The organism is Ferrovibrio xuzhouensis (assembly GCF_042648965.1).
GTDB classification, from domain to species: domain Bacteria; phylum Pseudomonadota; class Alphaproteobacteria; order Ferrovibrionales; family Ferrovibrionaceae; genus Ferrovibrio; species Ferrovibrio xuzhouensis.
The window spans coordinates 100,223-125,446 of sequence record NZ_JBHRYJ010000007.1; the positions used below are offsets into that span (position 1 = coordinate 100,223).

Genomic DNA, 25,224 nt, shown 5'->3' on the forward strand with positions numbered 1-25,224 from the left:
CGTCACCATTTCTCGCCATAGGGCCGCAGGTCGAGCTCGAAGGTCCAGGCATCGCGCGGCTGGTGATGCAGGTACCAGTAGGTTTCACCAATGGAGGCCGGGTTCATCAGCTGGTCGGGCTGCAGGGCATCGAGCGCCGCCGCGCCGCCGCGGGTGGCAATGCGCTCGCGCACAAAAGCCGTGTCGACGCCGGCATCGATCACCAGATGGGCGACATGAATGTTCTGCGGTCCCAGTTCGCGCGCCATCGACTGGGCAACCGCGCGCAGGCCGGCCTTGGCCGAGGCGAAGGCGGCATAGCCGCTGCCGCCGCGCACCGAGGCGGTGGCACCGGTGAAGATGATGGTGCCGCGTCCGCGCGGCAGCATCAGGCGGGCGGCCTCGCGGCCGGTGAGAAAGCCGGCATAGCAGCTCAGTTCCCAGACCTTGCGGAACACCCGTTCGGTAGTCTCGAGCAGCGGGAAGTTGACGTTGCCGCCGACATTGAAGATGCAGGCGTCGAGCGGGCCTGCCGCATCGGCGGCCTGCAGGAAGGCGGTAACATCGTCCTCCTTGCGGGCATCCAGCGTGGCGGTTTCGCAGCGTCCGCCGGCCGCCTCGATCTCGGCCTTCAGCGGTGCCAGCTTGTCGCCGTTGCGGCGGCCGGCAAAGACGGTATGGCCACCGGCGGCGAAGCGCCGGGCGATGGCGGCGCCGATATAATCGCCGGCGCCAACCACGGCGACGGTGCCTTTCTTCGCGGATGCCGGCATTGCGATTCTCCCTCTGCGTTATCTATAAATCTTATTTTAAGACTTATAGGTCTTGAAAAGAGACTAAGTCAATGGCAACGTCGGGTCATCAAGGAGACGTGATGCGCTGGGACGATCTTTCCGAGCAGCCCTGTTCGATGGCGCGGTCGCTGGCGGTGCTCGGCGACCGCTGGACCCTGCTGATCCTGCGCGACTGCTTTCTGCGCATCCGCCGCTTCGAGGATTTCCAGGCCAGCCTCGGTATCGCCCGGCGCGTGCTCACCGAACGGCTCGACAAGCTGGTGGGCGAGGGCGTGCTGGCGCGCGTGCCCTATCAGCAGCGGCCGTTGCGCCACGACTACCGCCTGACCGACAAGGGCCGCGATCTCTATCCGGTGATCCTCAGCCTGGTGCACTGGGGCGACCGCTATTACGACGACGGCCGGGGGCCGCCGATGCTGCACCGGCATCTCGCCTGCGGGCACGATTTCCGTTCGGTGCTGACCTGTTCGGAATGCGGGGAAGAGTTAAGGCCGCAGGATGTGCAGCCGCATCCGGGGCCGGGACTGGAAAAGCCGGCGCGGAAACCGGCGCGGCGGTCGGCCTGAGCTAGTCCTCGTCGCCGCCCATGACGCGCTGCAGGGTCGCGGCGTCGTAATTCTCGCCGATCGACATGGCGCAGATGCGCGAGATGTGGACGAAGGGCAGGCCACTCTCTTTCGCCCAGGCATTGAACTGCTGCTGGATCTTCTGGCGGTCGCGCTTCGAGGTCGGGTTCTCGGCGATCTCCACGCCGGCATCGCGCAGGCAGAAAATCACGTCGCGGGACGCAATCCAGCTGTCGCGGCCGAGGAAGCGGATCAGGTATTGTCCGGTATTGCCGCCGAGCCGGCTGCCGCGTTTCGCCAGCAGCTCCAGCAGCCCGATCTGGTCATCGGTCGGCCACTGGCTGAGGAATTTGCCGAAGCTGCCGTGTTCGGCGGCGATATCCATGACGAACTGGGCATTGTCGCGCACCGAGCGGATCTTCTGCGGGTTGCGCACGATGCGCTTGTCGGCAGCCAGTTTTTCCCAGAACTCGTCCGGCTTGTGCAGCAGCTTGCGCGGCTCGAAGCCGAGGAAGGCGGCCTCGAAGCCGTCCCACTTGTTCTCGATCACGCTCCAGACGAAGCCGGCCGAGAAAACCCGTTTGGCCATATCGGCCAGCACGCGGTCGTCCTTCAGCTTTGCCAGCTTTTTATTGTCGAGAGGCGGCGGCAGCAGCTTCTTCAGGGCAGCCGCACCGCCCTTGCGTTTCTCGGCGCGGGCGCGAATGGTCTTGAAGGATGTCGGCATTCGCATGCCCTCCCGATTACTGTCCGCGGCCGGCCCGGCTGGCGTGGCGCTCGGCTTCCTCGGCGGCGCGGATCAGCGCCTTCGCCTTGTTGACGCATTCGATATGTTCGGATTCCGGATCGCTGTCGGCGACGATGCCGGCGCCGGCCTGCACATACATCATGCCGTCCTGCACCAGCGCGGTGCGCAGCGTGATGCAGGTATCCATGGTGCCGTTGGCCGAGAAGTAGCCGACCGCACCGGCATAGAAGCTGCGCCTCACCGGTTCCAGCTCGTCGATGATCTCCATGGCCCGAACCTTCGGCGCACCGGACACCGTGCCGGCCGGGAAGCCGGCGCAGAGCGCATCCAGCGCATCCAGCTCGGGGCGGATCTTGCCCTCGACGTTGGAAACAATGTGCATGACGTGGCTGTAGCGCTCGATGATGTTGCGCTCGGTCACCTTGACGGTGCCGATCTGCGCCACGCGGCCGACGTCGTTGCGGCCGAGATCGAGCAGCATCAGGTGTTCGGCCAGTTCCTTGGGATCGCTGAGCAGGTCCTGCGCCAGCGCCTCGTCCTCGGCCGGGGTGGCACCGCGCTTGCGGGTGCCGGCGATCGGCCGCACGGTCACCGTGTCGTCGCGCAGGCGGACCAGAATCTCCGGGCTGGAACCGACGATGCAGGGGCCGCCCATGTTGAGGAAAAACAGGAAGGGCGAGGGGTTGGTACGGCGCAGCGCGCGGTAGAGCGCAAACGGCGGCAGGCGGAAGGGCAGGCTGAAGCGCTGGCCGACCACGACCTGGAAGATGTCGCCCGCCGTGATGTACTCCTTCGCCTTGCGCACCATCGCCATGTAGTCGGCCGGCGACATGTTCGATTCCGGTTCGGGCAGGGCGTCGAGATCGGCGATCTGTTCGCGCACCGCACCGAGCGGCCGGTCGAGGTCGGAAACCACGTCGGCCAGCCGCTCGCTGGCCATGGCATAGGCTGCGCGGGCATCCATGCCGGCCTTCGGCCGCACCGGCGTGACCAGCGTGATCATGTCGAGCACGGAATCGAAGATCGCCATCACCGTCGGCCGCATAAACAGGCCGTCGGGCAGGCCGAGCGTGTCCGGATTGGTGTCCGGCACCCGCGGCTCGATCAACCGTACCATATCGTAGCCCATAAAGCCGACGAGGCCCGCCGCCATCGGCGGCAGGTTGGCGGGCAGGTCGATATGGTTCTCGTCGAGCAGCTTGCGCAAGCTATCGAGCGTCGGCTCGGGGCAGGGCTCGAAACTGTCCTGGTCGAAGCGGGCGCTGCGGTTGATCTCGGCCTTGCTGCCGTGGCAGCGCCACAGCAGGTCGGGCTTCAGGCCAATGATCGAATAGCGGCCGCGCACCGCGCCGCCCTCGACCGATTCCAGCAGGCAGGACCACGGCCGGCTGTCGGCCAGCTTGAGGAAAGCCGAGACCGGAGTCTCGAGATCGGCAACCAGCTGGGTCGACAGCACCTGCGCCTCGCCCGCCATGTAGCGCTGGGCGAAGCTGGCATAATCGGGCGTGATTTTCATCGGGCGGTCATGGCTGAGGCGTTACAACCCGGCGGCACGGGCGCGGGCCGTGGCGTCGATCTTGACGCCGTATTCGGCCTGCAGCACCTGGCGGTATTCCTGCACCAGGTCCTGCGCCATGCCGCCGCCGAGCTGCTGCGAGACCGCATCGGTCTGCTTGGCAAGGTCGGCCGGATCGGCGGGCTGGATGCCGCTGAGCCGCGCCACGACGGCACCGCCGGGTGTCGTGGCGGGGCCGGTGACGACATCGCCCACCGCCTTGGCGCCGAACAGCGCCGAGACCAGCACCGGCGAGACGTTGCGGTCGGCCGGCTGGCCGCTGCGCAGCAGCGGCGGGCTGAGCTGCACGACGGCGCCGGCTGCCGCGGCGAGCCGCGCAAGGTCGCCGCCGCCGCGCACGGCATCGGCGATTTCCTTGGCCTTGTCCTGGGCGGCGGTGGCACGGGCACGCTGCAGCAGCGCCTTGACCACGTCATCCTTTACTTCAGCCAGCGGCCGCACGGCGGCAGGCGTGATCCCGGTCGCCTTGACCACGGCGAGGCCGCCACCGGCGAGATCGACGATCTGCGGTTCGCTGTTGTCGGCCATGTCGAAGGCCTGAGTGAGGAAGTCCCGGCTCTGCGGCAGGTCGGCGGTCGGCTTGCCGGCCTTGTCCTTGCCGCCGGCATCGATGTTAGCCACCGTCTTGACGGTAGCGCCATCGGTCTTGGCGATCTCGTCCAGCATGGCGCCGCCGGCGATCTGGTCGTCGATCTTGGCGCGCAGCTTGACCATGGCATCGCCGGCCTTGCGCAGCGCGATCTGTTCATGCAGTTCAGCCTTGGCCTGGTCGAAAGTCTTGGTGCTGCCCGGCTGCACGGCGGTGACGCGGGCCAGATGCCAGCCGAAGGGCGAGCGTACCGGCTGGCTGACCGTATTGGGCGCCAAGGCGAAGATCGGGGTGGCGATGGCGGCCGGCAGATCGGCCTTGGTGACGCTGCCGAGGCTGACATCCGCAGGTTTCAGCTTCTGGGTGCGCGCGGCCATGGCGAGGAAATCCTCGCCCTTCTGCACGGCTTCATAGGCGGCCTTGGCCTCGGCCTCGGTGGTGAACACCACCTGCTCGACGGTGCGCTTTTCCGGCGTCTCGTAGGCCTGCTTGTTGGCCTCGTATTCGTCATGCAGCTCGGCGTCGCTGACCTCCGTCTTGGCGGCGAGGTCCTCCGGCGTCAGCGTGAACCACGACAGGTCGCGCCGCTCCGGTGCGGTGAAGGCCTTCGGGTTGGCCTTGTAGTAGTCCTCGATCTTGTCGTCGGCCGGTACGGCCGGCGGCGGCAGCTTGGCGGCATCGATCACGACGTATTCGGCCAGCCGGCGCTCCAGCCGGTAGCCGAGCATGGTATAGGTCATCAGCTGTGGCGCTCCGGTGACAGTGCCGAACAGGCTGCCGAGCAGGCGGGTACGGGCGAGATCGCCGCGCAGCACGGCCACCAGCATGCCTTCGGAATAGCCTTCGTTGCGCAGATAGGATTCGAACGCCAGCCGGTTGAACTGCCCGGACGGATCCCGGAAGGCCGGCGCGTTCATGATGGCGTCGCGCACGTCCTTCTCGCTGATCGAGATGCCCATGTCGCGGGCGGCCTGCTCGTACAGCTTGTCCTCGACCATGCGGTTCAGCACGGTTTCGTCGAGGCCGAGCTGGCGGGCCTGTTCGGCATTGAAATTCGGGCCGAAGCGGCGCTGCATGGTCGACACTTCGCGGCGCCAGGACTCGGAGAATTCGGCCTGGGTGATCGCCTGGTCGCCGACCTTGGCGACGTCGCCGCCGGTGTTGAAGTTGCGGATATAGTCCGCGACACCCCAGGCGCCGAAGCTGAGCACGAGGAGGACCATCAGGCCTTTGGCAATCCAGGAAGCCGCGCCGGAACGCATCTGCTGCAGCATGAAACACCCAAAAAAGTGAAGCGAAACAAAGCCTCCGCCCGTTGTCACTGGGCGGCGACGGAATGGCCGGGCATACTAAAGGCGGGGAGACGGACCGGCAAGGCACCGGGCGGCAAGGCCGCGGGCTAACCCGCCAGCTTTGCCTTTCCGGGCTAGAATTGCTAGAGAGGCGCGATTTTTCGCAAGGAGACAGAGCCCATGGCGGCGCGGCGCCCCCTGATCGTCGGCAACTGGAAAATGAACGGCCTGACCGCCAGCCTGGGCGAAGCCCGGGCGCTGGCCGAGAAGGCCGCCGCCAGCCGGCCGGTCGCCGAACTGGGGCTCTGCCCGCCGGCCACGCTGGTGGCCGCCATGGCCAACGCCCTGAAGGATTCGGCCGTGGGCGCGGATGTGATCAAGGTGGGCGGCCAGGACTGCCATGCCAGGGCGTCCGGCGCCCATACCGGCGATATTGCCGCCGAGATGCTGAAGGAGGCTGGCGCGGCCTATGTGATCGTCGGCCATTCCGAGCGCCGGGCCGATCATGGCGAGACCAGCGAAATGGTGCGCGCCAAGGCCGCCGCCGCCCATCGGGCCGGCCTCATCGCCATCGTCTGCGTCGGCGAGACGCTGGCTGAGCGCGATGCCGGCGCCACGCTGAAGGTGGTCACCGCGCAGATCCGCGGCTCGTTGCCTGACGATGCCACGGCGGCCAATACGGTGGTCGCCTACGAGCCGGTCTGGGCGATCGGCACCGGCCGCACGCCGACCACGGCGCAGGTCGCCGAGGTGCATGGCGAAATCCGCAAGGACCTGCTGGCGCGCTTCGACGAGGGCGCCGGTTTCCGCATCCTCTATGGCGGCTCGGTCAAGCCCGACAATGCCGCCGAGCTGATGGCGGTGGCGGATGTCGACGGCGCGCTGGTCGGTGGCGCCAGCCTGAAGGCGGCCGATTTCTGGCCCATCGTAGCCGCCAAGGGCCTGCAGTAAGATAGCAGCATGGGCGCTGAGGACCGGGATCGGGACGGGCATATCGCGGCACTGAAGCAGGTGGCCGCGCAATTCGCCGTCTCCGTCACGCCGCATCTGCAGGCGCAGATCGACCCGTCCGATCCGGCCGATCCCATCGCGCGCCAGTTCCTGCCCGATGCGGCCGAACTGGTGAGCCATCCGCATGAGACCGGCGATCCGATCGGCGACGAAACGCACAGCCCGCTGCCCGGCATCGTGCACCGCTATCCCGACCGGCTGCTGCTCAAGCTGGTCAACGTCTGCCCGGTCTACTGCCGCTTCTGCTTCCGCCGCGAAATGGTTGGGCCGGGGTCGAAAGGCCTGAGCGCCGAACAGCTCGATGCGGCGATCGCCTATATCGAAAGCCGCCCGGACGTCTGGGAAGTGATCCTGACCGGCGGCGATCCGCTCATCATCTCGCCGCGCCGGTTGCAGGCCGTGATGCAGCGGCTGGCGGCGATCCCGCATCTCGGCGTGATCCGCCTGCACAGCCGGGTGCCGGTGGTCGACCCGAACCGCATCACGCCGGAGATGGTCGCGGCGCTGAAATCAGGCCAAGGGGCAGGGGGGCGGGACAAGGCGGTCTGGCTGCTGCTGCATGCCAACCACGAACGGGAATTCGTGGCCGAGGCCCGTGACGCCATAGCAAGGCTGGTCGATGCCGGCATCCCGGTGCTGGGCCAGTCGGTGCTGCTGAAAGGCGTCAACGACACGCCGGACGCGCTGGCCGGCCTGTTCCGGGCCATGGTGCGCAACCGGGTCAAGCCGCATTACCTGCATCACGGCGACCTTGCGCGCGGCACCGGGCATTTCCGCCTGTCACTGGAGCAGGGCCAGGCGCTGATGCGTGGCTTGCGCGGCCGGCATTCCGGCCTGATGCAGCCGACCTATATCCTCGATATCCCCGGTGGCCACGGCAAGGTGCCGGTCGGCCCGGTCTATGCCGAACCCCGCGCCGACGGCGAAGGCTGGGATGTTACCGATCCCTGGGGCTGTTCACACCAGTACGACGACCCGGCAGTCACTCCGGAATAGGAGCCAGTGCTTTGCCGGTATCGAAAAAGCCTTCGATGTTGGCCACCGTCATCTCCAGCATCGCCTCGCGGGCTTCCTGTGTGCCGGCGCCGGTATGGGGCGTCAGCACCGCATTCTCCAGCTGGCGCAGGGCTTCCGGCACCTGCGGCTCGTGTTCGAAGACATCGAGGCCGGCTCCGGCGATCACGTTGTTCTGCAGCGCCTCGATCAGGGCAGCCTCGTCGATGATGCTGCCACGCGCGATGTTGATGACATGGCCGTCCGGCCCCAGTGCCCGGAAGATCGTGGCATTGACGCTGTGGTGGGTGACGGCATCGGCGCGCGGGCCGACCACCAGAACATCCGCCCAGGTCGCCAGCTCCAGCAGGGTAGGAAAATACGCATAAGCGACATCGTCGCGTTTACGGCGGTTGCAGTAGCCGATCTCCATCTCGAAGGCGGCGGCGCGCTTCGCCACCTTCTCGCCGATGGCGCCCAGCCCGTAGATGCCGACCCTGCGGCCGGTCAGGCCGCGCACCACCGGCAGCCGGGTCACCGCATTGCCCTGCCACTGGCCGGTGCGGATGTAGCGATCGGTCGGCACCACGCGGCGGATGCTGGCCAGCATCAGCGCCATGGCGTGGTCGGCCACTGCGGTGGCATTGGCCCCGGGGTTATGGGTGGCGGTGATGCCGCGGGCCTTCGCGGCGGCCAGATCGACGCGCTCGAAGCCGGTGCCCCAGCAGCAGAGCAGCTTCAGGTTTGGCAGGGCATCGAACAGCGTCGCGTCGCTGACCTGCGAGCCGAAGGTGACAACGGCTGTCACGCGGCCGGCCTGTTCGGGCGACAGTGCCTCGGATGGGTGCCGGGGAAAGGGGCCGAGGATTTCGAAGCGCGCGGACAGACGCTCGCGGAAGGCCGGTGGCAGATTGACCATCAGCAGCAGGATATCGGCAGGCACAGTGGGACCTCGGAGCTGGGGAGGAATGGTGGAGGCTGTCCCGTGTGATCCGGGGCTGGCGGCAGGCTATCCGCTTTCCGCCGGGTCGCATAGTTCCTGTGCCGGTTGTGTGGCGGTAACCGCGGACTTGATCTCTCTCAATGCGGCAGGCAATCGCGGCGCCGAAACTGCCGGCAGGTTCATGCAAATTACGGTGCAGCCATGTCGACAGCCCTACAAGCCACCCAGCCGGCCGCGCCCGGCCCGATCCGGCGCTACTGGAAACTCCTGCTGGCCGTGGCCGCGCTGATCGTCGTGATCCTGCTGCCGACACCGGCGGGCCTGACGGTCGCCGGCCATCACATGCTGGGCATCCTCGTTTTCGCCGTGATCGTGTGGATGACCGAGGCGCTGGATTACGCCGTCTCCGCCGTGGTCATCGCCGCCCTGATGGCTCTGCTGCTGGGATTTGCGCCCAATCCGGCGCATCCCGATGTCCTGCTTGGCACGTCCGGGGGGCTCGGCATGGCCTTCGGCGGCTTTGCCTCGACCGGCCTCGCGCTGGTTGCCGCCGCCCTGTTCCTGTCGGCGGCCATGACCTCGACCGGGCTCGACAAACGGATCGCACTGACGATCCTCTCTCGTGTCGGCACGGATACCCGCCATGTGGTGGTCGGCCTGATCGTGGTCGGCTTCGTCATCGCCTTCCTGGTGCCATCGACCACCGCCCGTGTCGCCTGCCTGGTGCCGATCACGCTCGGCATCATCGCCGCCTTCGGGGTCGAGCGGCGCAGCCGCTTCGCCGGCATGATGATGATCACCACGGTGCAGACGGCCAGCATCTGGAATGTCGGCATCAAGACCGCCGCCGCCCAGAATATGGTCGCCATCGGCTTCATGGAAAAGATGCTGCATGCCAGCGTGACCTGGCTCGACTGGTTCATCGCCGCGGCACCGTTCGGTGTGATCATGTCGGTCGCGCTCTATTTCATCATGACCCGCATGATGCCGCCGGAGGCACGCAACGTGCCGGGCGGCCGCGACGCGATCCGCAAGGCACTGGCCGATCTTGGCCCGATGAAGCCGGCCGAGAAGAAGCTGCTGGCAATCTCGCTGACCCTGTTGCTGTTCTGGGCCACCGAAGGGGTGCTGCACAGGATCGATACCAGCACCACCACCATTGTCGCCGTGGCGCTGATGTTCCTGCCGGGCATCGGCATCATGACCTGGAAGGAGGCGCAGCCGAAGATTCCGTGGGGCACCATCGTGCTGTTCGGCATCGGCATCAGCCTCGGCACAGCGCTGCTGCAGACGAAAGGCGCCGGCTGGCTAGCCCAAATTCTGGTCGCACAGCTCGGCCTGGCGCAGGCGACTGCCTTCTTCATCCTGTTCGCTCTTGGCCTGTTCCTGATCGTGATCCACCTCGGTTTCGCCAGCGCCACGGCGCTTGCCTCGGCGATGATCCCGATTGTCATCGCCGTGCTGCAGAATGTGTCGACGCCGGGCATCAACATCGTCGGCATGACCATGCTGCTGCAGTATGTGGTCAGCTTCGGCTTCATCCTGGTGGTCAACTCGCCGCAGAACATGGTCGGCTATGGCACCGAAACCTTCGAAGTGCGGGACTTTATCCGCACCGGCCTTGTCATCACCTTGGTCGCCTTCGCGCTGGTGCTGCTGCTCGGCGTCACCTGGTGGCGCTGGCTCGGTTACGTCTAGGGCCGCCGCATCCTCCGCCTCAGCCGAGCCGGAAGAAGGTGATCGAGTCCGCCAGCGCGCGGGCCTGATCGTTCAGCGACTGGGCCGAGGCGGTGGTTTCCTCGACCAGCGCGCCGTTGCGCTGGGTCATCTCGTCCATCTGGGTCACGGCATCGTTGATCTCGTCGAGGCCGGTCGCCTGTTCCTGGCTGGCCGACGCGATCTCCTCGATGATGCCGGCGACGCGGCGCACCGCATCGACGATCTCGCCGAGCGACTGGCCGGCCTGGTTGACCAGCTGCGCGCCGGTCTTGACCTGGGCGTTCGATTCTGTGATCAGTGCCTTGATGTCCTTCGACGCGCTGGCCGAACGCTGGGCCAGGCCGCGCACTTCCTGCGCCACCACGGCGAACCCCTTGCCGGCCTCGCCGGCGCGGGCGGCCTCGACTGAGGCATTCAGGGCCAGCAGGTTGGTCTGGAAGGCGATCTCGTCGATCAGCGAGACGATGTCGACGATCTTCTGCGCGCTGCCCTCGATCTGCTGCATCGCTGCAACGGCATCGTCGGCTACCTTGCCGCCGCGGCCGGCGGTCTCGCGCGCTTCGCCGGCAAGCTGGCTGGCCTGCCGCGCATTGTCGGCATTATGCCGCACGGTGGCGGTGATTTCCTCCATCGATGCGGCCGTGCGCCGCAGGCTGACGGCCTGCTGTTCGGTACGCTGGGCCAGGTCGTGGCTGCCGGTGGAGATTTCCGACGAGGCGTCGCGCACCGTGCCGGCGGCGGTGACCAGCCGGCCGACGATCTCCGACAGTTTCTCGGCCAGCGAGTTGGCATCCTGCGCCAGCCGGGCGAACAGGCCCTGGTGGTCGCCGTCGATGCGGTGGCTCAGGTCGCCTTGGGCCATGGTGCCGAGCATGGCGCCGAGATCGGTCAGCGCGCGTTCGACGGTGTCGAGCAGGCTGTTCACCCCGACACCGAGGTCGTGCATCACACCCTGCAGGGTATCGGCATCGATGCGGCGGGTGAGGTCGCCGGCCGCCGCCGCGGCGACGATCTGGCCGACCGCCTGCTGCAGCACCTGTTCCTGGGCCGCGCGTTCCTGCTCGAAGGCCTTGCGGCCGGTCTCGACCTCGCCCTGCAGGCGTTCGTTTTCCAGACCCGACGACTTGAACACGGCCACCGCGCGGGCCATGTCGCCGATCTCGTCCCTGCGCTCCATGCCGGCCAGATCGACCGACCAGTCACGTTCGGCCAGCCGGCGCATCGCCGCGGTCAGCCGGATCACCGGCGCGCTGATCTGCCGGCCGACGAAGACATAGCCGATGATCGCGGCGCCGAGCAGGCTGCACAAGGTGATCACCACCAGGGCGACCTGGGCAATCATCACCTGGCGCTTGGCCGAGGCCGAGGCGGTGTCGGTATCGGCATTGGCGCCGCCGACCACCTCTTCGACCTTGGCCGACAGTTCGGCGGCGGAATCGCGAGCCTGCTTCAGCGCGATCTGCACGGTGTTGCCGCTGCGCAGCTCGCTGCGGCGCATGTCGAAGATGCTGTCGGCGCCGCTGCCATAGGCGGTCAGCTTGGCGGCGGCCGGGCGGATCTGGTCGACCGAAATCTGGGTGGCGGCCGTGTCAATGTCGTGCAGGATGTCGTTGTTCAGCTTGGTGAAGCTCTGGGCCAGCGTGGTGAGTTCATCATAGCCATTGGCCTGGGCGGCGACGTTGAGCACGCCGATCATTTCGTTGACCGAGGCCGCGGTATCCATCAGGCCGCGGGCCGCCGCCACCATGCCGGGGCGGCTCTGGCCGGCGGACAGTTCCTGCATGGCCTTTTCCGTCGCCGGGCCGATCAGGGTCTGGAAGGCGGCGAAATCCTTACCCAGCGCGTGCACCAGGGTCTGGCGCTGGCCGGCCCAGTCGAGCCGCGCCTTGGTCGAGCGGTTGACCTGGGCGATGCGGCCGGACAGGAACGTGATGGTCTTCTCGATCTCCTCGATCTTCGCCGGATCGGCCCCGCCGAGCTTTAGCACATTGACGGTCTGCCCCAGGCGCTCCTGCTTGCCGGTCAGCGCCGTGAAAACCTGCTCGCGCTCGGCATCGGTGTTGACCGAGGCCAGTGCAGGAGCGCCGGCGGCGAGTTCGGCGCTGATGGCCGACAGGTTGAGGGCGGAGCTGACGGCCGGCAGGTTGACGTCGACCACGGTGCCGTAGGTGTGCTGGACGCGGATGAAGAACAGCCCGGCAACCACATTGCTCAGGACCGCCATGGCGGCCAGCACTGCAACGGCGCCATTGAGCTTCTGGCGAATCCCCATCCCATTGTCCTCCCTGTGTTTTATGCCTCAGCTATAGGCGAAACCGGGGCAGGGGAGAAGTCTCGGGCCGGCCACGCCGGAAAGGGCGGAAAACCGCAGACCGGCCGTTCCGGACACCGGACCGGGACAGGTGCCGGGGAGTTGAGTCGCCAAGGGCTTTTCCTCATTGGCTACAGGGTGTAAAAGCCCCCCGACTTTATGTCGCGGAGACCGGACCGATGATGACCTTCCTTCTTGTGGTGCATATCCTGCTCGCGCTGGCGCTGATCGGCGTGATCCTGATGCAGCGCTCGGAAGGTGGTGCGCTTGGCATCGGCGGCGGCGGCGGCGGTTTCATGTCGGCCCGCGGCCAGGCGAATCTGCTGACCCGCGCGACTGCGGTCCTCGCCACCCTATTCATCTGCACCAGCATCGCGCTGGCCTTTATCGCCGGCAGCCACTCCAAGCCGCGCTCGATTCTCGACCTGCCGGCGACGTCCGCGCCGGTGCAGCAGCCGGCCCAGCCGGCCGCCCCGGCCCAGCCGAGCGTTCCGCTTTCCAAGTAACCCTCTGGTCTGAAAGAATAATTTCAGTCCTGTGAAATCGCGCGCCGCGGCGCGCAAAGCCCTTTTTTGTGTCGGATGAATCAGTTAAACAGGAAGCCCATGACGCGGTACATCTTCATCACCGGCGGCGTGGTTTCCTCCCTCGGAAAAGGTCTGGCTTCGGCGGCGCTCGGTGCGCTGCTGCAGGCTCGCGGCTATACCGTGCGGCTGCGCAAGCTCGACCCCTATATCAATGTCGATCCGGGCACCATGAGCCCGTATCAGCATGGCGAGGTCTTCGTCACCGATGACGGGGCCGAGACCGACCTCGACCTCGGCCATTACGAGCGCTTCACCGGGGTGCCGGGGCGCAAGACCGACAACATCACCACCGGCCGCATCTACCAGACGGTGATCGCCAAGGAACGCCGCGGCGACTATCTCGGCGGCACCGTGCAGGTGATCCCGCATATCACCGACGCCATCAAGGAATTCATTGCCGACGACCGCGAGGGCGTCGATTTCATGCTGGTCGAGGTCGGCGGCACCGTCGGCGACATCGAGAGCCTGCCGTTCCTGGAGGCGATCCGCCAGTTCGGCCTCGAGGCCGGCCGCGGCCAGGCGGTCTACATCCACTGCACGCTGGTGCCCTTCATCGCCGCCTCGGGCGAGCTGAAGACCAAGCCCACGCAGCACTCCGTCAAGGAGCTGCGCTCGATCGGCATCCAGCCCGACATCCTGCTGTGCCGCGCCGACCGCGAGATCCCGCAGGGCGACCGCAAGAAGATGGCGCTGTTCTGCAACGTCCGCGAAGAGGCGGTGATCCCGGCGCTGGACGTCGACACCATCTATGCGGCGCCGCTGTCCTATCACGAGGCGGGTCTGGACGTGCAGGTGCTGAAGGCCTTCGGCGAGGATGTCTCGCAGGAGCCGGACCTCACCACCTGGCAGAATATCGTCCAGCGCGTCACCATGCCGGAAGGCAAGGTCAAGATCGCCATCGTCGGCAAGTACACCGGCCTCAAGGACGCCTACAAGTCGCTGGCCGAGGCGCTGGTGCATGGCGGCATCGCCAACAACGTCAAGGTCAACATCGAGTGGATCGAGTCCGAGATCTTCGAGCAGGACGAGACGGCGCTGGCCGCGCTGGATGGCGTGCATGCCATCCTGGTGCCGGGCGGCTTCGGCGAGCGCGGCTCGGAAGGCAAGATCCGCGCGGTGACCTTCGCGCGTGAACGCCAGGTGCCGTATTTCGGCATCTGCTTCGGCATGCAGATGGCGGTGATCGAATACGCCCGATCCAAGGCAGGGATCAAAAAAGCCAGCTCGACCGAATTCGGCCCGACCGACGAGCCGCTGGTCGGCCTGATGACCGAATGGATGCGCGGCAACGAACTGGAGCAGCGCAGCCGCGCCGGCGACCTCGGCGGTACCATGCGGCTCGGCGCCTACGAGGCGGCCCTGATGTCCGGCAGCCGGGTGGCGGAGATCTACGGCAGCACGGCGATCTCCGAACGCCACCGCCACCGCTACGAGGTCAACACCAAGTATCGCGAAAAGCTCGAGGCCTGCGGCCTGGTCTTCTCCGGCATGTCGCCTGACGGCCTGCTGCCCGAGATCGTCGAACTGCCGGATCACCCCTGGTTCATCGGCGTGCAGTACCATCCGGAGCTGAAGTCCAAGCCGTTCGAGCCGCATCCGCTGTTTGCCAGCTTTGTGAAGGCGGCACTGGAGCAGTCCCGACTGGTGTGATCGTTGTCCTCTTGTCATGCCCGGGCTTGACCCGGGCATCCCATTTAATGGGACCCTCGGGTCAAGCCCGAGGGTGACGGGCAAAGGGGGCAGTGCTTCCGGCGGTGGTTTATTAACCGATCTGACTTATGTCAGCTCGGGACAGGCGGGCCCTGACCCGGTAAAGTGTCAGCAAGGGGCCAGAGCAGGAGCCAGGCGGCATGAGCGACACCCAGAACCCCGGCCAGAACAACCCGGTCCGTCATGTGAAGGTCGGCGAATTCGAGATCGGTAACGACCTGCCGCTCACCCTGCTGGCCGGCCCCTGCGCCATGGAAAGCCGCGAGCATGCGCTGGACATGGCGGGCAGCCTGAAAGAGCTGACCGACAGGCTCGGCATCAACTTCATCTACAAGACTTCCTTCGACAAGGCGAACCGCACCTCGATCCATTCCAACCGCGGCTTCGGTCTGGAAAACGCAATCCCGGTCTTCGACGCGGTGCGCAGCGAGATCAGGGTCCCGGTCATCACCGACGTGCATACCGAAGAGCAGTGCCGCGCCGTGGCGCCCCATGTCGACCTGCTGCAGATCCCGGCCTTCCTGTGCCGGCAGACCGATCTGCTGGTCGCTGCCGCCCAGACCGGCCTGCCGGTCAACGTCAAGAAGGGCCAGTTCCTCGCGCCCTGGGACATGAAGAACATCGTCGAGAAGTTCGACCATGCCGGCAACCCGAACGTCATGCTCTGCGAACGCGGCGCCTCGTTCGGCTACAACACGCTGGTCAACGACATGCGCGCCCTGCCGATCATGGCCGAGACCGGGTGCCCCGTCGTGTTCGACGCGACGCATTCGGTGCAGCAGCCCGGTGGCAAGGGTACGGCGTCCGGCGGCGACCGCCGCTTCGTGCCGATCCTCGCCCGTGGCGCCGTCGCCATCGGCGTGGCTGCCGTGTTCATGGAAACCCACAGGGACCCGGACAGCGCGCCGTCCGACGGTCCCAACATGGTGCACTTCGACAGGCTGGAACCGATCCTCGAACAGCTGCTCGAATTCGACCACCTGGCCAAAGCCGGGCACTGACACCTAAGACAGCGGTTACTCCCCCGGTCTTTCAGAAAATCGTCATGGCCGGGCTTGACCCGGCCATCCACGTCTAAGTGCAGGCAAGTTTATTTGCGCTTGTGGTCTGTTTCGTTGATGCCCCATAAGCGGACATCAAAGCCATCTTGGTTATCGGAAGGAGGAAAACCAAGGTCCTTGCGAATTACCCAGACAATGTTTCCGAGCAATTTTTCCCGTTCCGCACGGGGATGATCTCTTTTGTCTTGAAACTCTTTCATAGCCATCATCACGTCGCTTGGTGCCACTAGATACAAAGCACTACATGCGATGGCATACTCTTTGCGCTCGATGTCTGTAGGCTTGGTCGCAACGACTTTATTCAATAGTTCAAAATATCTGCGGTAATACTCTAAACGTTGTTTGCGCCAATCTGCCTCCCGTTCCCTCGATCGTGTGAGGAAAGATGAGACCGCTTGCACGATTAGCGCTGCGGCGGCCGAAATCACAGCGACAATGATCGCAGTATCCATGTGGCTACCTTTGCCCCGATGAGGCAGAAATAACAATTGTAACGTACGAGTACTTAAGGGTTCACGACGTGGATGCCCGGGTCAAGCCCGGGCATGACGAGTGGGAGAGGCCCGGGGTCTCGCCCCGACCTTTCCGGCAGAGGCGGGCGGATTTCGCGGCCCGGCCGGCGCGCGGCGGAGAAAAATCCGGCTGCGACACTGTTTCATCATAGATGCGCCTTAATTTGCCCTATGGTCCCTGACCATAGTTGAACCGCCGGCAGGGCCTGTCCCGGCCGGCCTCCGTCCGTTTTTCCCGCTTTCTTCACTTTTAATGGCCGTCCCCCATGTGGCCCTGGCGCAAGACATCCCCCAGCACACCTCCGGCCGGCGAGTCCGCCCCGGCTGAGGCCATGGGCGATGTGGCGCCGGCGTCGTCCCCCCCGGTCGCGCCCCCATCCGTCGCCCCCCCAGCTGTCGCAACTGGCGTGCCGGCCAACGAGGATACGGCGCCGCCTGGTCACAGGCCGGCGGCGGACAGCGCTCCGGCAGATAGTGGCCATGTCCCGGTGGGCGAGACGGCTTTGCCGCCCGATGCGCCGGCCGTTGCCGACACGCCGGCCGACCTGCCGTCCAAGGCCTCGCTCAGGGTCCGGCTGCGCGCCCGCCGGGCGGCGGCGGCGATCTGGATCGAGGCGCGGGTACGCTACCTGCGCCGGCTGATCCGCGAGGAGGAGCTGGTGCTGCTGCCGCTGGCACTGGTACTGGGCTCCGTGGTCGGCAGCACGGTGGCGGCCCTGCGCCAGGTGGTGTCGCTGGTCCAGCATGGCGCCTTCGGCTTTTCCATCGAACGCGGCTGGGTGCAGATTGCCGCCCATGACCCGTGGCGGTTGCTGGCCGTACCGATTGCCGGCGGCCTGCTGGTCGGGCTGGTCACCTACGCGCAGAAACGCCTGCTGAAGCACGAGATCGTCGACGCCATCGAGGCCAATGCCCTGCATGGCGGCCGCATGTCGTTCCGCGACAGCCTGCTCATTGTCGGCAAGACCCTGCTGTCGCTGGGCGCGGGGGCCTCGGTCGGCATCGAGGCGGCGATCACCCAGATCGGCTCCAGCCTGTTCAGCTCGACCGGCCGCAAGCTGCAGCTGACCCGCCACTGGCTGCGCATCATGGTGGCGAGCGGCGCGGCCGCCGCCATCGGCGCCGCCTTCAACGCGCCGCTGGCCGGCATCTTCTATGCGCTCGAACTGGTGCTCGGCAGCTATGCGATCACCGCGCTGGCGCCAGTATCGATTGCCGCCATCGCCGGTACGCTGGTGGCGCAGTCGGTGTTCGGCAATTCGGCGATCTTCTACCTGTCGATCCAGCCGCAGATCGGCAGCGCCGAATACCTGATCTTCGGCGCCATCGGCATCGGCGCCGCCATGGTCGGCGTCACCGCCATGCGCGCCGCCACCGTGATCGACGCCGGCTTTCGCCGCCTCCGTACACCGGACTGGCTGCGGCCGGCAGTCGGCGGCCTGCTGCTCGGCCTGCTGGCGATGGAATTCCCCTATGTGCTGGGTTCGGGCCATGGCGGCATCGAACAGGTGCTGCACCAGAACCTGCCGCTGGTGGTGCTGTTCACCCTGATGGCAGCGAAATGCCTGGCCTCGGCGATCAGCATCGGCAGCGGCTTCACCGGCGGTCTGTTCAGCGCCTCGCTGTTCCTCGGCAGCCTGTATGGCGCCGCCATCGGCGGAACGCTCAGCTTGGTCGCCCCGGCGCTGGCACCGAACGCCATCGTCTATGCCGTGGTCGGCATGGGCGCGGTGGCGGCCTCGATCATCGGCGCGCCGCTCGCCATGATCCTGCTCGCCTTCGAGACTACCCAGGAATATTCCGTCACCATCGCGGTCGCCATCGGCGTGGTGGTCGCCTCGCTGGTGACGCGCCGCTGGTTCGGCTATTCGTTTGCCACCTGGCGTTTCCACCTCAAGGGCCTCGACCTGCGCGGCGCCCATGATGTCGGCCGGCTCTACGAGCTGAAGGTGCGCGAGATCGTCGACGCCGATATCCTGCGGGTGCCGGTGACCCTGGATGTCGAAACCCTGGCCAGCCTGTTCCTGTTCGGTCGCAAGACCATCGCCTTTGCCGTCGAGGAAGACGGCAGTTTCGCCGGGGTGGTCGACGTCAACGACACCAATGCGGCGATCCTCGAAGGCGCCGAGGGCAAGCATGTCGCCGACCTGATGCGGCCGCAGCCGTTTACGGTGCGGCCGACCGACCGCATCAGCATCCTGCCCGACCTGTTCGACCGCACCGATGTCGACGCCATTGCCGTGGTGGCTGGCGGCGACCGGCCGCGGCTGTTGATCGGCTGCGTCCATGAGGCGGATGTGCACAAGCGCTATTACGCCGAGGCCGAGCGCATGCGCCGCGAGGATGTCGGCTACCGCGACTGACCGGACGATGTCGGGCGGGCTGGATTTCGCCCCATTCCTCCGGGATACTGCAGCTTTCCCGCCCCTCCGGAAGTCACCGACGTCATGCCCGAAATCCTCGCTCCCTACGCTCGGCTGGTGCCGATCGCCATGCTGATGGTCTCCAACCTGTTCATGACCTTCGCCTGGTACGGCCACCTGAAATACAAAAGCGAAGCCCTGTGGATCGTGGTGCTGACCAGCTGGGGCCTCGCCTTTTTCGAATACTGGTTCGCGGTGCCGGCCAACCGCTGGGGCTCCAGCGTCTATTCCGCCGCCGAACTCAAGACCATCCAGGAGGTCGTCACCCTGCTGGTCTTCGCCGTCTTCTCCGTGCTGTACCTGAAGCAGCCCTTCACCTGGAATTACGCCGTTGGTTTCGTTTTCATCGGGGTGGGGGCCTGGTTCATTTTCCGCGGCCCGATCAACGGGTAATCATGGGGCTGATCATGCCGGAAATCGCGGAAAACCGGCCTCCGGCTCCCGCCGGTCACCGGCCCGGGCCTTGCTCCACGGGCTTGGCCGGGCTATCCCTGCCAGCGGTTTTCCGTCTTCCACCTGAGCCTTCCAGAAGGGGTTTCCCGCCATGAGCGGCATCACCGACATCGTCGCCCGCGAAATTCTCGATTCCCGCGGCAATCCGACCGTCGAGGTCGACGTGCATCTCGAATCCGGCGCAATGGGCCGTGCGGCCGTGCCCTCGGGCGCCTCGACCGGCGCCCATGAGGCGATGGAACTGCGCGATGGCGACAAGACGCGTTATCTCGGCAAGGGCGTGCTGAAGGCGGTCGCTGCCGTGAACGGCGAGATCTACGATGCCCTGTCGGGCATCGATGCCGCCGAGCAGCTTAAACTCGATCACATGATGATCGCGCTGGACGGCACGCCGAACAAGAATCGGCTCGGTGCAAACGCGATTCTGGGCGTGAGCCTTGCAGTCGCAAAGGCGGCCGCCGAAGAGGCCGGCCTGCCGCTCTACCGCTATGTCGGCGGCGCCGCGGCCCATGTCCTGCCGGTGCCGATGATGAACATCATCAACGGCGGCGCCCATGCCGACAATCCGATCGACGTGCAGGAATTCATGATCATGCCGGTAGCCGCCGGCACCGTCGCCGATGCGGTTCGCATGGGCGCCGAGGTGTTCCACACGCTGAAGAAAAAGCTGAAGGACGCCGGCCACAACACCAATGTCGGCGACGAGGGCGGCTTCGCGCCGAACCTGCCGTCGACCCGCGGCGCGCTCGACTTCATCATGCAGGCCATCGAGGCCGCCGGCTACAAGGCGGGCAAGGACGTGATGATCGCGCTGGATGCCGCCAGCACCGAGTTCTTCAAGGACGGCAAGTATCATCTGGACGGCGAGGGGCTGAAGCTGAGCCCGGTCGAGATGGCGAAATACTGGCAGACGCTGGTCGGCGATTATCCCATCGTCTCCATCGAGGACGGCATGGCCGAGGACGACTGGGCCGGCTGGAAAGAGCTGACCGACATGATCGGCGGCAAATGCCAGCTGGTCGGCGACGACCTGTTCGTCACCAACCCGAAGCGGCTGGCCGATGGCATCGACAAGGGCGTCGCCAATGCGATCCTTGTCAAGGTGAACCAGATCGGCACGCTCAGCGAAACCCTGGAAGCCGTCGAGCTCGCCCACAAGAACGGCTATCGCGCCGTGATGTCGCATCGTTCGGGCGAGACCGAGGACAGCACGATTGCCGATCTTGCCGTCGCCACCAACTGCGGCCAGATCAAGACCGGCTCGCTGGCCCGTTCTGACCGCATGGCCAAATACAACCAGCTGATCCGCATCGAGCAGGAGCTCGAAGGCTCCGCGAAGTATCCGGGCTTTGCTGCCCTGAAGCGGCGCTGAGTTGCGCCGTCTCGCCGCCATCGCAACGCTGACCGTCGCGCTCCTGGGGGGCGCGGCGGCGGCGGCCGAGACCGTGACGGTGCGGCCGGGTATGATCCTCGGCCGCTGGGGCATGAGTGCGGAAGCCTGCAGTGCCGGCGAGATGCTGGAGTTCACGCCTGAGGGCGGCTACCGCTCGACCCTCGACGAGGGCGATCCCCATGAGGGCCGCTTCCGTACCGAGCGCGACCACATCATCCTGCTGGATGCCAATGAACCCGACCGCGAGCTGGCGCTGGTGGTGATGGAGATGGCGCCCAACAAGCTCATCGTCTTCGACGAGACCATCGAATCCGACCGCCTGCTGGTGCGCTGCCGCTGAAGGCGGCGTCGGATCGGCTTTATTCGAAAAGATGCGGCACGAAGCGGTCGGTGTTGCCGCCGGTCGGGCTGCGGGTCTCGCGGATGCCGAGCCCGCAGGGCCGCGAAGCCACCACCCAGACGCCGAGCACCGGATAGAAGCCGTCGAAGCAGGGCAGGTCGATGACCTGCCGCCATGCCGGCGTCGCGCCACCTTGTGCCAGGGTCGGCAGCTTTGCGCCGCGGATGGCATCGCGGTCCGTGCTGGCGGGCAGCAGGTTTTCATGATCGGGCCAGCGCTGCCACAGCGCCGGCAGCAGGTTGCCGCCGGACAGCAGCATCTTCCAGGCCGGTTCGATCAGCCGCATGCCCGACGAGCCGATGCGGCCGGCAAAGCTTTCCTGCAGCATGCGATCCCAGGGATACAGCTTGAACAGCACGGTGATCGGCTTGGCCGTCAGGTCGGTGAAGCGCTTGCCGTTCCAGCGGATCTCGTCGATGAACAGGCGGCCGGTATCGAGGCCGGCCTGCAGTGCCGTGTCGCGCAGGTAATCAACCGTGCCGAGATCGGCGGCGGCATCGCGCGAGCAGGCGAAATGCACGCGATGGCCCCAGAGACCGAAACTCTTCCACGCCTCGATCAGAGTTTCGTGGATGCCGTTGAACTGGTCGCAGTGCGAACAGTAGTTATGCAGCCATTCCCATTGCACCACGCTCGACTCGTAGAGTTCGGTCGGCGCGTCGGCGCGATAGTCGAGCAGCATCGGCGCGTCGCGGCCGTCCCAGGCAAAATCGAAGCGGCCATAGAGATTCTTGTCCTGCCGGCGCCAGGAGTCCTCGACCAGTGCGCAGGCGGTGTCCGACAGGCGGAAGGCTTCGTAGTCGCCGCGACAGACCACGTCGTCGACGAGGTCGAGGCACATGTCTTCCAGCCGCTGGGCGGCGGCGTCGAGCTGGTCGATCTGGCCGGAGCTGAAGCAGTAGGCGGCGTCCTCGCACCAGCAGGAAGCGCCGGCCGCATCGAGCGAGGTATAGCCGAGTTCGCCGGCGCGCTCGGGCCATTCCGCATTGGGGGCGACGGCAAGGCGGTGCATGGGCGGTCCTCAGCGACGGACTGACGGCCGGCCGGCCGGCTTGCGGCGGGCCGGGGCGGGGCAGCGGATCGGGCGAGAGTCCCACATGACAGCCTAGATAGCTCCCGGCCGGGTGAAAGGGAATGGGCGGTCCTCCGGAGCTCGAGTCGGTTCCATAACACTTTGACTCAATGGTCAGAATCGCCGCCTCGTTAACGAAAGGGATTGACCCGGCGACTCGGATATGATTCGATTCCCGCCATGAGCGCATACAGTGAAATCCGCCGGCATTCCCTTTCGGCCATCGTTCCCGTCATCTGTTTCGCGGCGATCGGCTATTTCTGCTACCACGCCGTCGAGGGCGACCGCGGCATCAATGCCTATACGCGCCTGACCCTGCAGATCCAGCAGACCGAAACGGCGCTGGCGGCGGTGACTGCCGAACGCCAGGTGCTGGAGCGGCGCACCGGCCTGCTGCGCGAGAGCGGGCTGGATACCGACATGCTGGAAGAGCAGTCGCGGCGGGTTCTGGGTATGATCAAGCCCCATGATCTGGTAATACTTGGACGCTGAGTGGGCGCCCGAGGAAATGGAATTGCGTCGATTAACCGAAATCAGGTTAATCTTTGAAAACGCCTTGTTTTAACTAAAGTTAGCCGCCATCTTGCGCCTCCAGCCGGGTCGTTTTCAGGCCCGCATGCTCTATATGCACCCGAGTGTGCCGTAGCGTTAAGCCGGGAGGATACAATGGCGAAAGCAGGCAAGGCCGTCGATGCGACGGCCGCCAAGAAGGCAGCCAAGCTGCCGCAGGCCGACGAGATGCTCGGCTATTACCGCGACATGCTGCTGATCCGCCGCTTCGAGGAAAAGGCCGGCCAGTTGTACGGCATGGGCCTGATCGGCGGCTTCTGCCATCTCTACATCGGCCAGGAAGCGGTCGTCGTCGGCCTGCAGGCCTGCGCCAAGCTCGGCGATGCCGTCATCACCTCCTATCGTGACCACGGCCACATGCTGGCCACCGGCATGGACCCGAAGGGCGTCATGGCCGAGCTGACCGGGCGCATCGGCGGCTATTCGAAGGGCAAGGGCGGCTCGATGCACATGTTCAGCCGCGAGAAGCATTTCTACGGCGGCCACGGCATCGTCGGCGCCCAGGTGCCGCTGGGTACCGGTCTTGCCTTCTCCCAGAAGTACAAGAAGACCGACAACGTCACCTTCTGCTATTTCGGCGACGGCTCGGCCAACCAGGGCCAAGTCTACGAGAGCTTCAATATGGCCGAGCTGTGGAAGCTGCCGGTCATCTATGTGATCGAGAACAACCAGTATGCCATGGGCACCTCGGTCAGCCGCTCCTCGGCGCAGCCGGCGCTGTACAAGCGCGGCGAGAGCTTCGGGATCACCGGCCGCCAGGTCGACGGCATGAGCGTGCTGGCCGTGAAGGAGGCCGGCGAAGAGGCGGTGGCCTGGTGCCGCGCCGGCAAGGGGCCGATCATTCTCGAGATGATGACCTACCGCTATCGCGGCCATTCGATGTCCGATCCGGCGAAATACCGCTCGAAGGACGAGGTCAACAAGATGCGCTCCGAGCATGATCCGATCGACCAGGCGCGCAATGTGCTGCTGACCAGCAAGATGACCGATGAAGACGCGCTGAAGGCCGTCGACAAGGAGGTCAAGGACATCATCCAGAAGGCGGCCGATTTCGCGCAGGAAAGCCCCGAGCCCGATCCGTCGGAGCTGTGGACCGACGTGTACGTGGAAGCCTGAGCGGGCCGGGAGGAAATAGACCATGGCAATCGAGATTCTGATGCCCGCTTTGTCGCCTACGATGACCGAGGGCAAGCTGGCCAAGTGGCTGATCAAGGAAGGTGACACGGTCAAGGCCGGCGACATCATGGCCGAGATCGAAACCGACAAGGCGACCATGGAGTTCGAGGCGACCGACGAGGGCGTGATCGAGAAGATCATGGTTTCCGAGGGCACCGAGGGCGTCGCTGTCAACACGCCGATCGCCGTGTTGCGCGGCGAGGACGAGCAGCCCGGCGCCGCGCCGGCGACCAAGGCTGCGGCCCCGGCTGCTGCTACTGAATCCGCGGCGAAGCCTGCCGTCCCGGCAGCTCCGGCCGCACCGGCGCCGATGCCCAAGGAAATGGCCGATCCCGATATTCCGGCCGGCACCGAATTCGTCACCATGACGGTGCGCGAGGCGATCCGCGAAGGCATGTCGGAAGAGATGCGCCGCGATCCGAACGTCTACCTGATGGGCGAGGAAGTCGCGCAGTATCAGGGCGCCTACAAGATCAGCCAGGGCATGCTGGATGAATTCGGTGCCGACCGCGTGATCGACACGCCGATCACCGAGCAGGGGTTCGCCGGCATCGGCATCGGCGCCGCCTTTGGCGGTCTGAAGCCGATCGTCGAGTTCATGACCTTCAATTTCTCGATGCAGGCGATTGACCAGATCGTCAACTCGGCGGCCAAGACGCTGTACATGTCGGGCGGCCAGATGGGCTGTTCCATCGTGTTCCGCGGCCCGAACGGCGCCGCGGCGCGCGTCGCCGCCCAGCACAGCCAGGATTACGCCGCCTGGTATTCGCATATCCCCGGCCTGAAGGTGGTGGCGCCCTACAGCGCGGCCGACTTCAAGGGCCTGATCAAGGCGGCGATCCGCGATCCCAACCCGGTGCTGGTGCTGGAGAACGAGATTCTCTATGGCCGCAGCTTCGAGGTGCCGAAGCTCGATGACTATATTGTGCCGATCGGCAAGGCACGCATCGCCCGTGCCGGCAAGGACGTCACCCTGGTTGGCTACTCGATCTCGGTCGGCCATGCGCTGGCCGCCGCCGAGAAGCTGGCCGCCGAGGGCATCGATGCCGAGGTGGTCGACCTGCGCACCATCCGGCCGATGGACAAGGACACCATCGTGAAGTCGGTGCAGAAGACCAACCGCCTCGTCGTGGTGGAAGAGGGCTTCCCGCAGTCGGGTGTCGGCGCGGAGATCTCCGCCAGCATGATGGAACTGGCCTTCGATTATCTCGACGCGCCGGTGGCGCGGGTCAGCGGCAAGGACGTGCCGATGCCCTATGCCGCCAATCTGGAAAAGCTCGCCCTGCCGACCGTCGACGACATCGTCGCGGCCGCCAAGGCCGTCTGCTATCGCTGAGGGAGGGATA

At 65.9% G+C, this 25,224-nt stretch carries 22 protein-coding genes; 14 read left to right on the forward strand and 8 right to left on the reverse strand.

Going from position 1 to position 25,224, the window contains the following annotated elements:
- Positions 1–2 precede the first annotated feature (2 nt).
- Positions 3–752, reverse strand: a complete 750-nt coding sequence (locus ACFOOQ_RS21495) for an SDR family NAD(P)-dependent oxidoreductase (protein WP_379729742.1) — start codon at positions 750–752, stop codon at positions 3–5.
- A 71-nt stretch (positions 753–823) separates the two neighbouring features.
- Between ACFOOQ_RS21495 and ACFOOQ_RS21500 the strand changes: the two genes are divergently transcribed.
- Complete coding sequence (locus ACFOOQ_RS21500) at positions 824–1,339, forward strand: winged helix-turn-helix transcriptional regulator (protein WP_379729743.1); 516 nt, start codon at positions 824–826, stop codon at positions 1,337–1,339.
- Between the two features lies 1 nt (position 1,340).
- Here ACFOOQ_RS21500 and ACFOOQ_RS21505 read toward each other — a convergent pair whose 3' ends face one another.
- From ACFOOQ_RS21505 to ACFOOQ_RS21515, 3 genes are read right to left on the reverse strand one after another with little or no spacing between them, the layout of a single operon-like run.
- Positions 1,341–2,066 carry a DNA-3-methyladenine glycosylase I gene (locus ACFOOQ_RS21505; RefSeq protein WP_379729744.1) on the reverse strand — a complete coding sequence of 242 codons (726 nt, stop codon included), beginning with the start codon at positions 2,064–2,066 and terminating at the stop codon, positions 1,341–1,343.
- 16 nt (positions 2,067–2,082) lie between these two features.
- Entirely contained in the window at positions 2,083–3,603 is a 1,521-nt protein-coding gene (gene trpE, locus ACFOOQ_RS21510; RefSeq protein WP_379729745.1) for an anthranilate synthase component I, read from the reverse strand.
- Between the two features lie 21 nt (positions 3,604–3,624).
- On the reverse strand, positions 3,625–5,526 hold the full coding sequence (locus ACFOOQ_RS21515; RefSeq protein ID WP_379729746.1) for a SurA N-terminal domain-containing protein: 1,902 nt from the start codon (positions 5,524–5,526) through the stop codon (positions 3,625–3,627).
- Between the two features lie 198 nt (positions 5,527–5,724).
- Here ACFOOQ_RS21515 and tpiA point away from each other — a divergent pair, with 198 nt between their 5' ends.
- Positions 5,725–6,495 carry a triose-phosphate isomerase gene (tpiA, locus tag ACFOOQ_RS21520; RefSeq protein ID WP_379729747.1) on the forward strand — a complete coding sequence of 257 codons (771 nt, stop codon included), beginning with the start codon at positions 5,725–5,727 and terminating at the stop codon, positions 6,493–6,495.
- A gap of 9 nt (positions 6,496–6,504) precedes the next feature.
- On the forward strand, positions 6,505–7,551 hold the full coding sequence (locus tag ACFOOQ_RS21525; protein WP_379729749.1) for a lysine-2,3-aminomutase-like protein: 1,047 nt from the start codon (positions 6,505–6,507) through the stop codon (positions 7,549–7,551).
- Here the strand turns inward: ACFOOQ_RS21525 and ACFOOQ_RS21530 are convergent.
- Positions 7,538–8,491 (reverse strand): 2-hydroxyacid dehydrogenase, encoded by a 954-nt coding sequence (locus tag ACFOOQ_RS21530; RefSeq protein WP_379729750.1) that lies wholly within the window; start codon positions 8,489–8,491, stop codon positions 7,538–7,540. The genes ACFOOQ_RS21525 and ACFOOQ_RS21530 overlap by 14 nt on opposite strands.
- A 201-nt stretch (positions 8,492–8,692) precedes the next feature.
- On the opposite strand from ACFOOQ_RS21530, the gene ACFOOQ_RS21535 reads away from it, so the two are divergent.
- On the forward strand, positions 8,693–10,189 hold the full coding sequence (locus ACFOOQ_RS21535) for a DASS family sodium-coupled anion symporter (protein ID WP_379729751.1): 1,497 nt from the start codon (positions 8,693–8,695) through the stop codon (positions 10,187–10,189).
- Positions 10,190–10,208: 19 nt separating this feature from the next.
- On the opposite strand, the gene ACFOOQ_RS21540 is transcribed toward ACFOOQ_RS21535, so the two are convergent.
- Positions 10,209–12,482, reverse strand: coding sequence for a methyl-accepting chemotaxis protein (locus ACFOOQ_RS21540; RefSeq protein WP_379729752.1), 2,274 nt, complete (start codon positions 12,480–12,482; stop codon positions 10,209–10,211).
- A gap of 218 nt (positions 12,483–12,700) precedes the next feature.
- On the opposite strand from ACFOOQ_RS21540, the gene secG reads away from it, so the two are divergent.
- The 3 genes from secG to kdsA all read left to right on the forward strand — a co-directional run bounded on the left by secG (position 12,701) and on the right by kdsA (position 15,819).
- Positions 12,701–13,027: a preprotein translocase subunit SecG gene (secG, locus tag ACFOOQ_RS21545; protein WP_379729753.1), complete on the forward strand. Its 327-nt coding sequence runs from the start codon at positions 12,701–12,703 to the stop codon at positions 13,025–13,027.
- A gap of 99 nt (positions 13,028–13,126) precedes the next feature.
- A complete protein-coding gene (locus tag ACFOOQ_RS21550) occupies positions 13,127–14,758 on the forward strand; it encodes a CTP synthase (protein WP_379729754.1) in 1,632 nt (543 codons plus the stop codon).
- 200 nt (positions 14,759–14,958) lie between these two features.
- Positions 14,959–15,819: a 3-deoxy-8-phosphooctulonate synthase gene (gene kdsA / locus ACFOOQ_RS21555; RefSeq protein ID WP_379729755.1), complete on the forward strand. Its 861-nt coding sequence runs from the start codon at positions 14,959–14,961 to the stop codon at positions 15,817–15,819.
- Positions 15,820–15,908: 89 nt separating this feature from the next.
- On the opposite strand, the gene ACFOOQ_RS21560 is transcribed toward kdsA, so the two are convergent.
- The gene (locus ACFOOQ_RS21560) at positions 15,909–16,331 is read right to left on the reverse strand and encodes a hypothetical protein (RefSeq protein ID WP_379729756.1); all 423 of its coding nucleotides are present in this window, start codon (positions 16,329–16,331) and stop codon (positions 15,909–15,911) included.
- Between the two features lie 548 nt (positions 16,332–16,879).
- Between ACFOOQ_RS21560 and ACFOOQ_RS21565 the strand changes: the two genes are divergently transcribed.
- From ACFOOQ_RS21565 to ACFOOQ_RS21580, 4 genes are all read left to right on the forward strand, one after another.
- On the forward strand, positions 16,880–18,754 hold the full coding sequence (locus tag ACFOOQ_RS21565) for a chloride channel protein (RefSeq protein ID WP_379729757.1): 1,875 nt from the start codon (positions 16,880–16,882) through the stop codon (positions 18,752–18,754).
- 84 nt (positions 18,755–18,838) lie between these two features.
- Complete coding sequence (locus ACFOOQ_RS21570; RefSeq protein WP_379729758.1) at positions 18,839–19,207, forward strand: DMT family protein; 369 nt, start codon at positions 18,839–18,841, stop codon at positions 19,205–19,207.
- Positions 19,208–19,358: 151 nt separating this feature from the next.
- Positions 19,359–20,639 (forward strand): phosphopyruvate hydratase, encoded by a 1,281-nt coding sequence (gene eno / locus ACFOOQ_RS21575; protein ID WP_379729759.1) that lies wholly within the window; start codon positions 19,359–19,361, stop codon positions 20,637–20,639.
- A 1-nt stretch (position 20,640) separates the two neighbouring features.
- Entirely contained in the window at positions 20,641–21,000 is a 360-nt protein-coding gene (locus ACFOOQ_RS21580) for a hypothetical protein (RefSeq protein ID WP_379729760.1), read from the forward strand.
- Between the two features lie 19 nt (positions 21,001–21,019).
- Here the strand turns inward: ACFOOQ_RS21580 and ACFOOQ_RS21585 are convergent, their stop codons facing one another.
- A complete protein-coding gene (locus ACFOOQ_RS21585) occupies positions 21,020–22,072 on the reverse strand; it encodes a glutathionylspermidine synthase family protein (protein WP_379729761.1) in 1,053 nt (350 codons plus the stop codon).
- A 240-nt stretch (positions 22,073–22,312) separates the two neighbouring features.
- Here ACFOOQ_RS21585 and ACFOOQ_RS21590 point away from each other — a divergent pair, with 240 nt between their 5' ends.
- The 3 genes from ACFOOQ_RS21590 to ACFOOQ_RS21600 all read left to right on the forward strand — a co-directional run bounded on the left by ACFOOQ_RS21590 (position 22,313) and on the right by ACFOOQ_RS21600 (position 25,214).
- On the forward strand, positions 22,313–22,624 hold the full coding sequence (locus tag ACFOOQ_RS21590; RefSeq protein ID WP_379729762.1) for an FtsB family cell division protein: 312 nt from the start codon (positions 22,313–22,315) through the stop codon (positions 22,622–22,624).
- 174 nt (positions 22,625–22,798) lie between these two features.
- On the forward strand, positions 22,799–23,818 hold the full coding sequence (pdhA, locus tag ACFOOQ_RS21595; RefSeq protein ID WP_379729763.1) for a pyruvate dehydrogenase (acetyl-transferring) E1 component subunit alpha: 1,020 nt from the start codon (positions 22,799–22,801) through the stop codon (positions 23,816–23,818).
- Between the two features lie 22 nt (positions 23,819–23,840).
- Complete coding sequence (locus ACFOOQ_RS21600) at positions 23,841–25,214, forward strand: pyruvate dehydrogenase complex E1 component subunit beta (RefSeq protein ID WP_379729764.1); 1,374 nt, start codon at positions 23,841–23,843, stop codon at positions 25,212–25,214.
- The last annotated feature ends 10 nt before the right edge of the window (positions 25,215–25,224 follow it).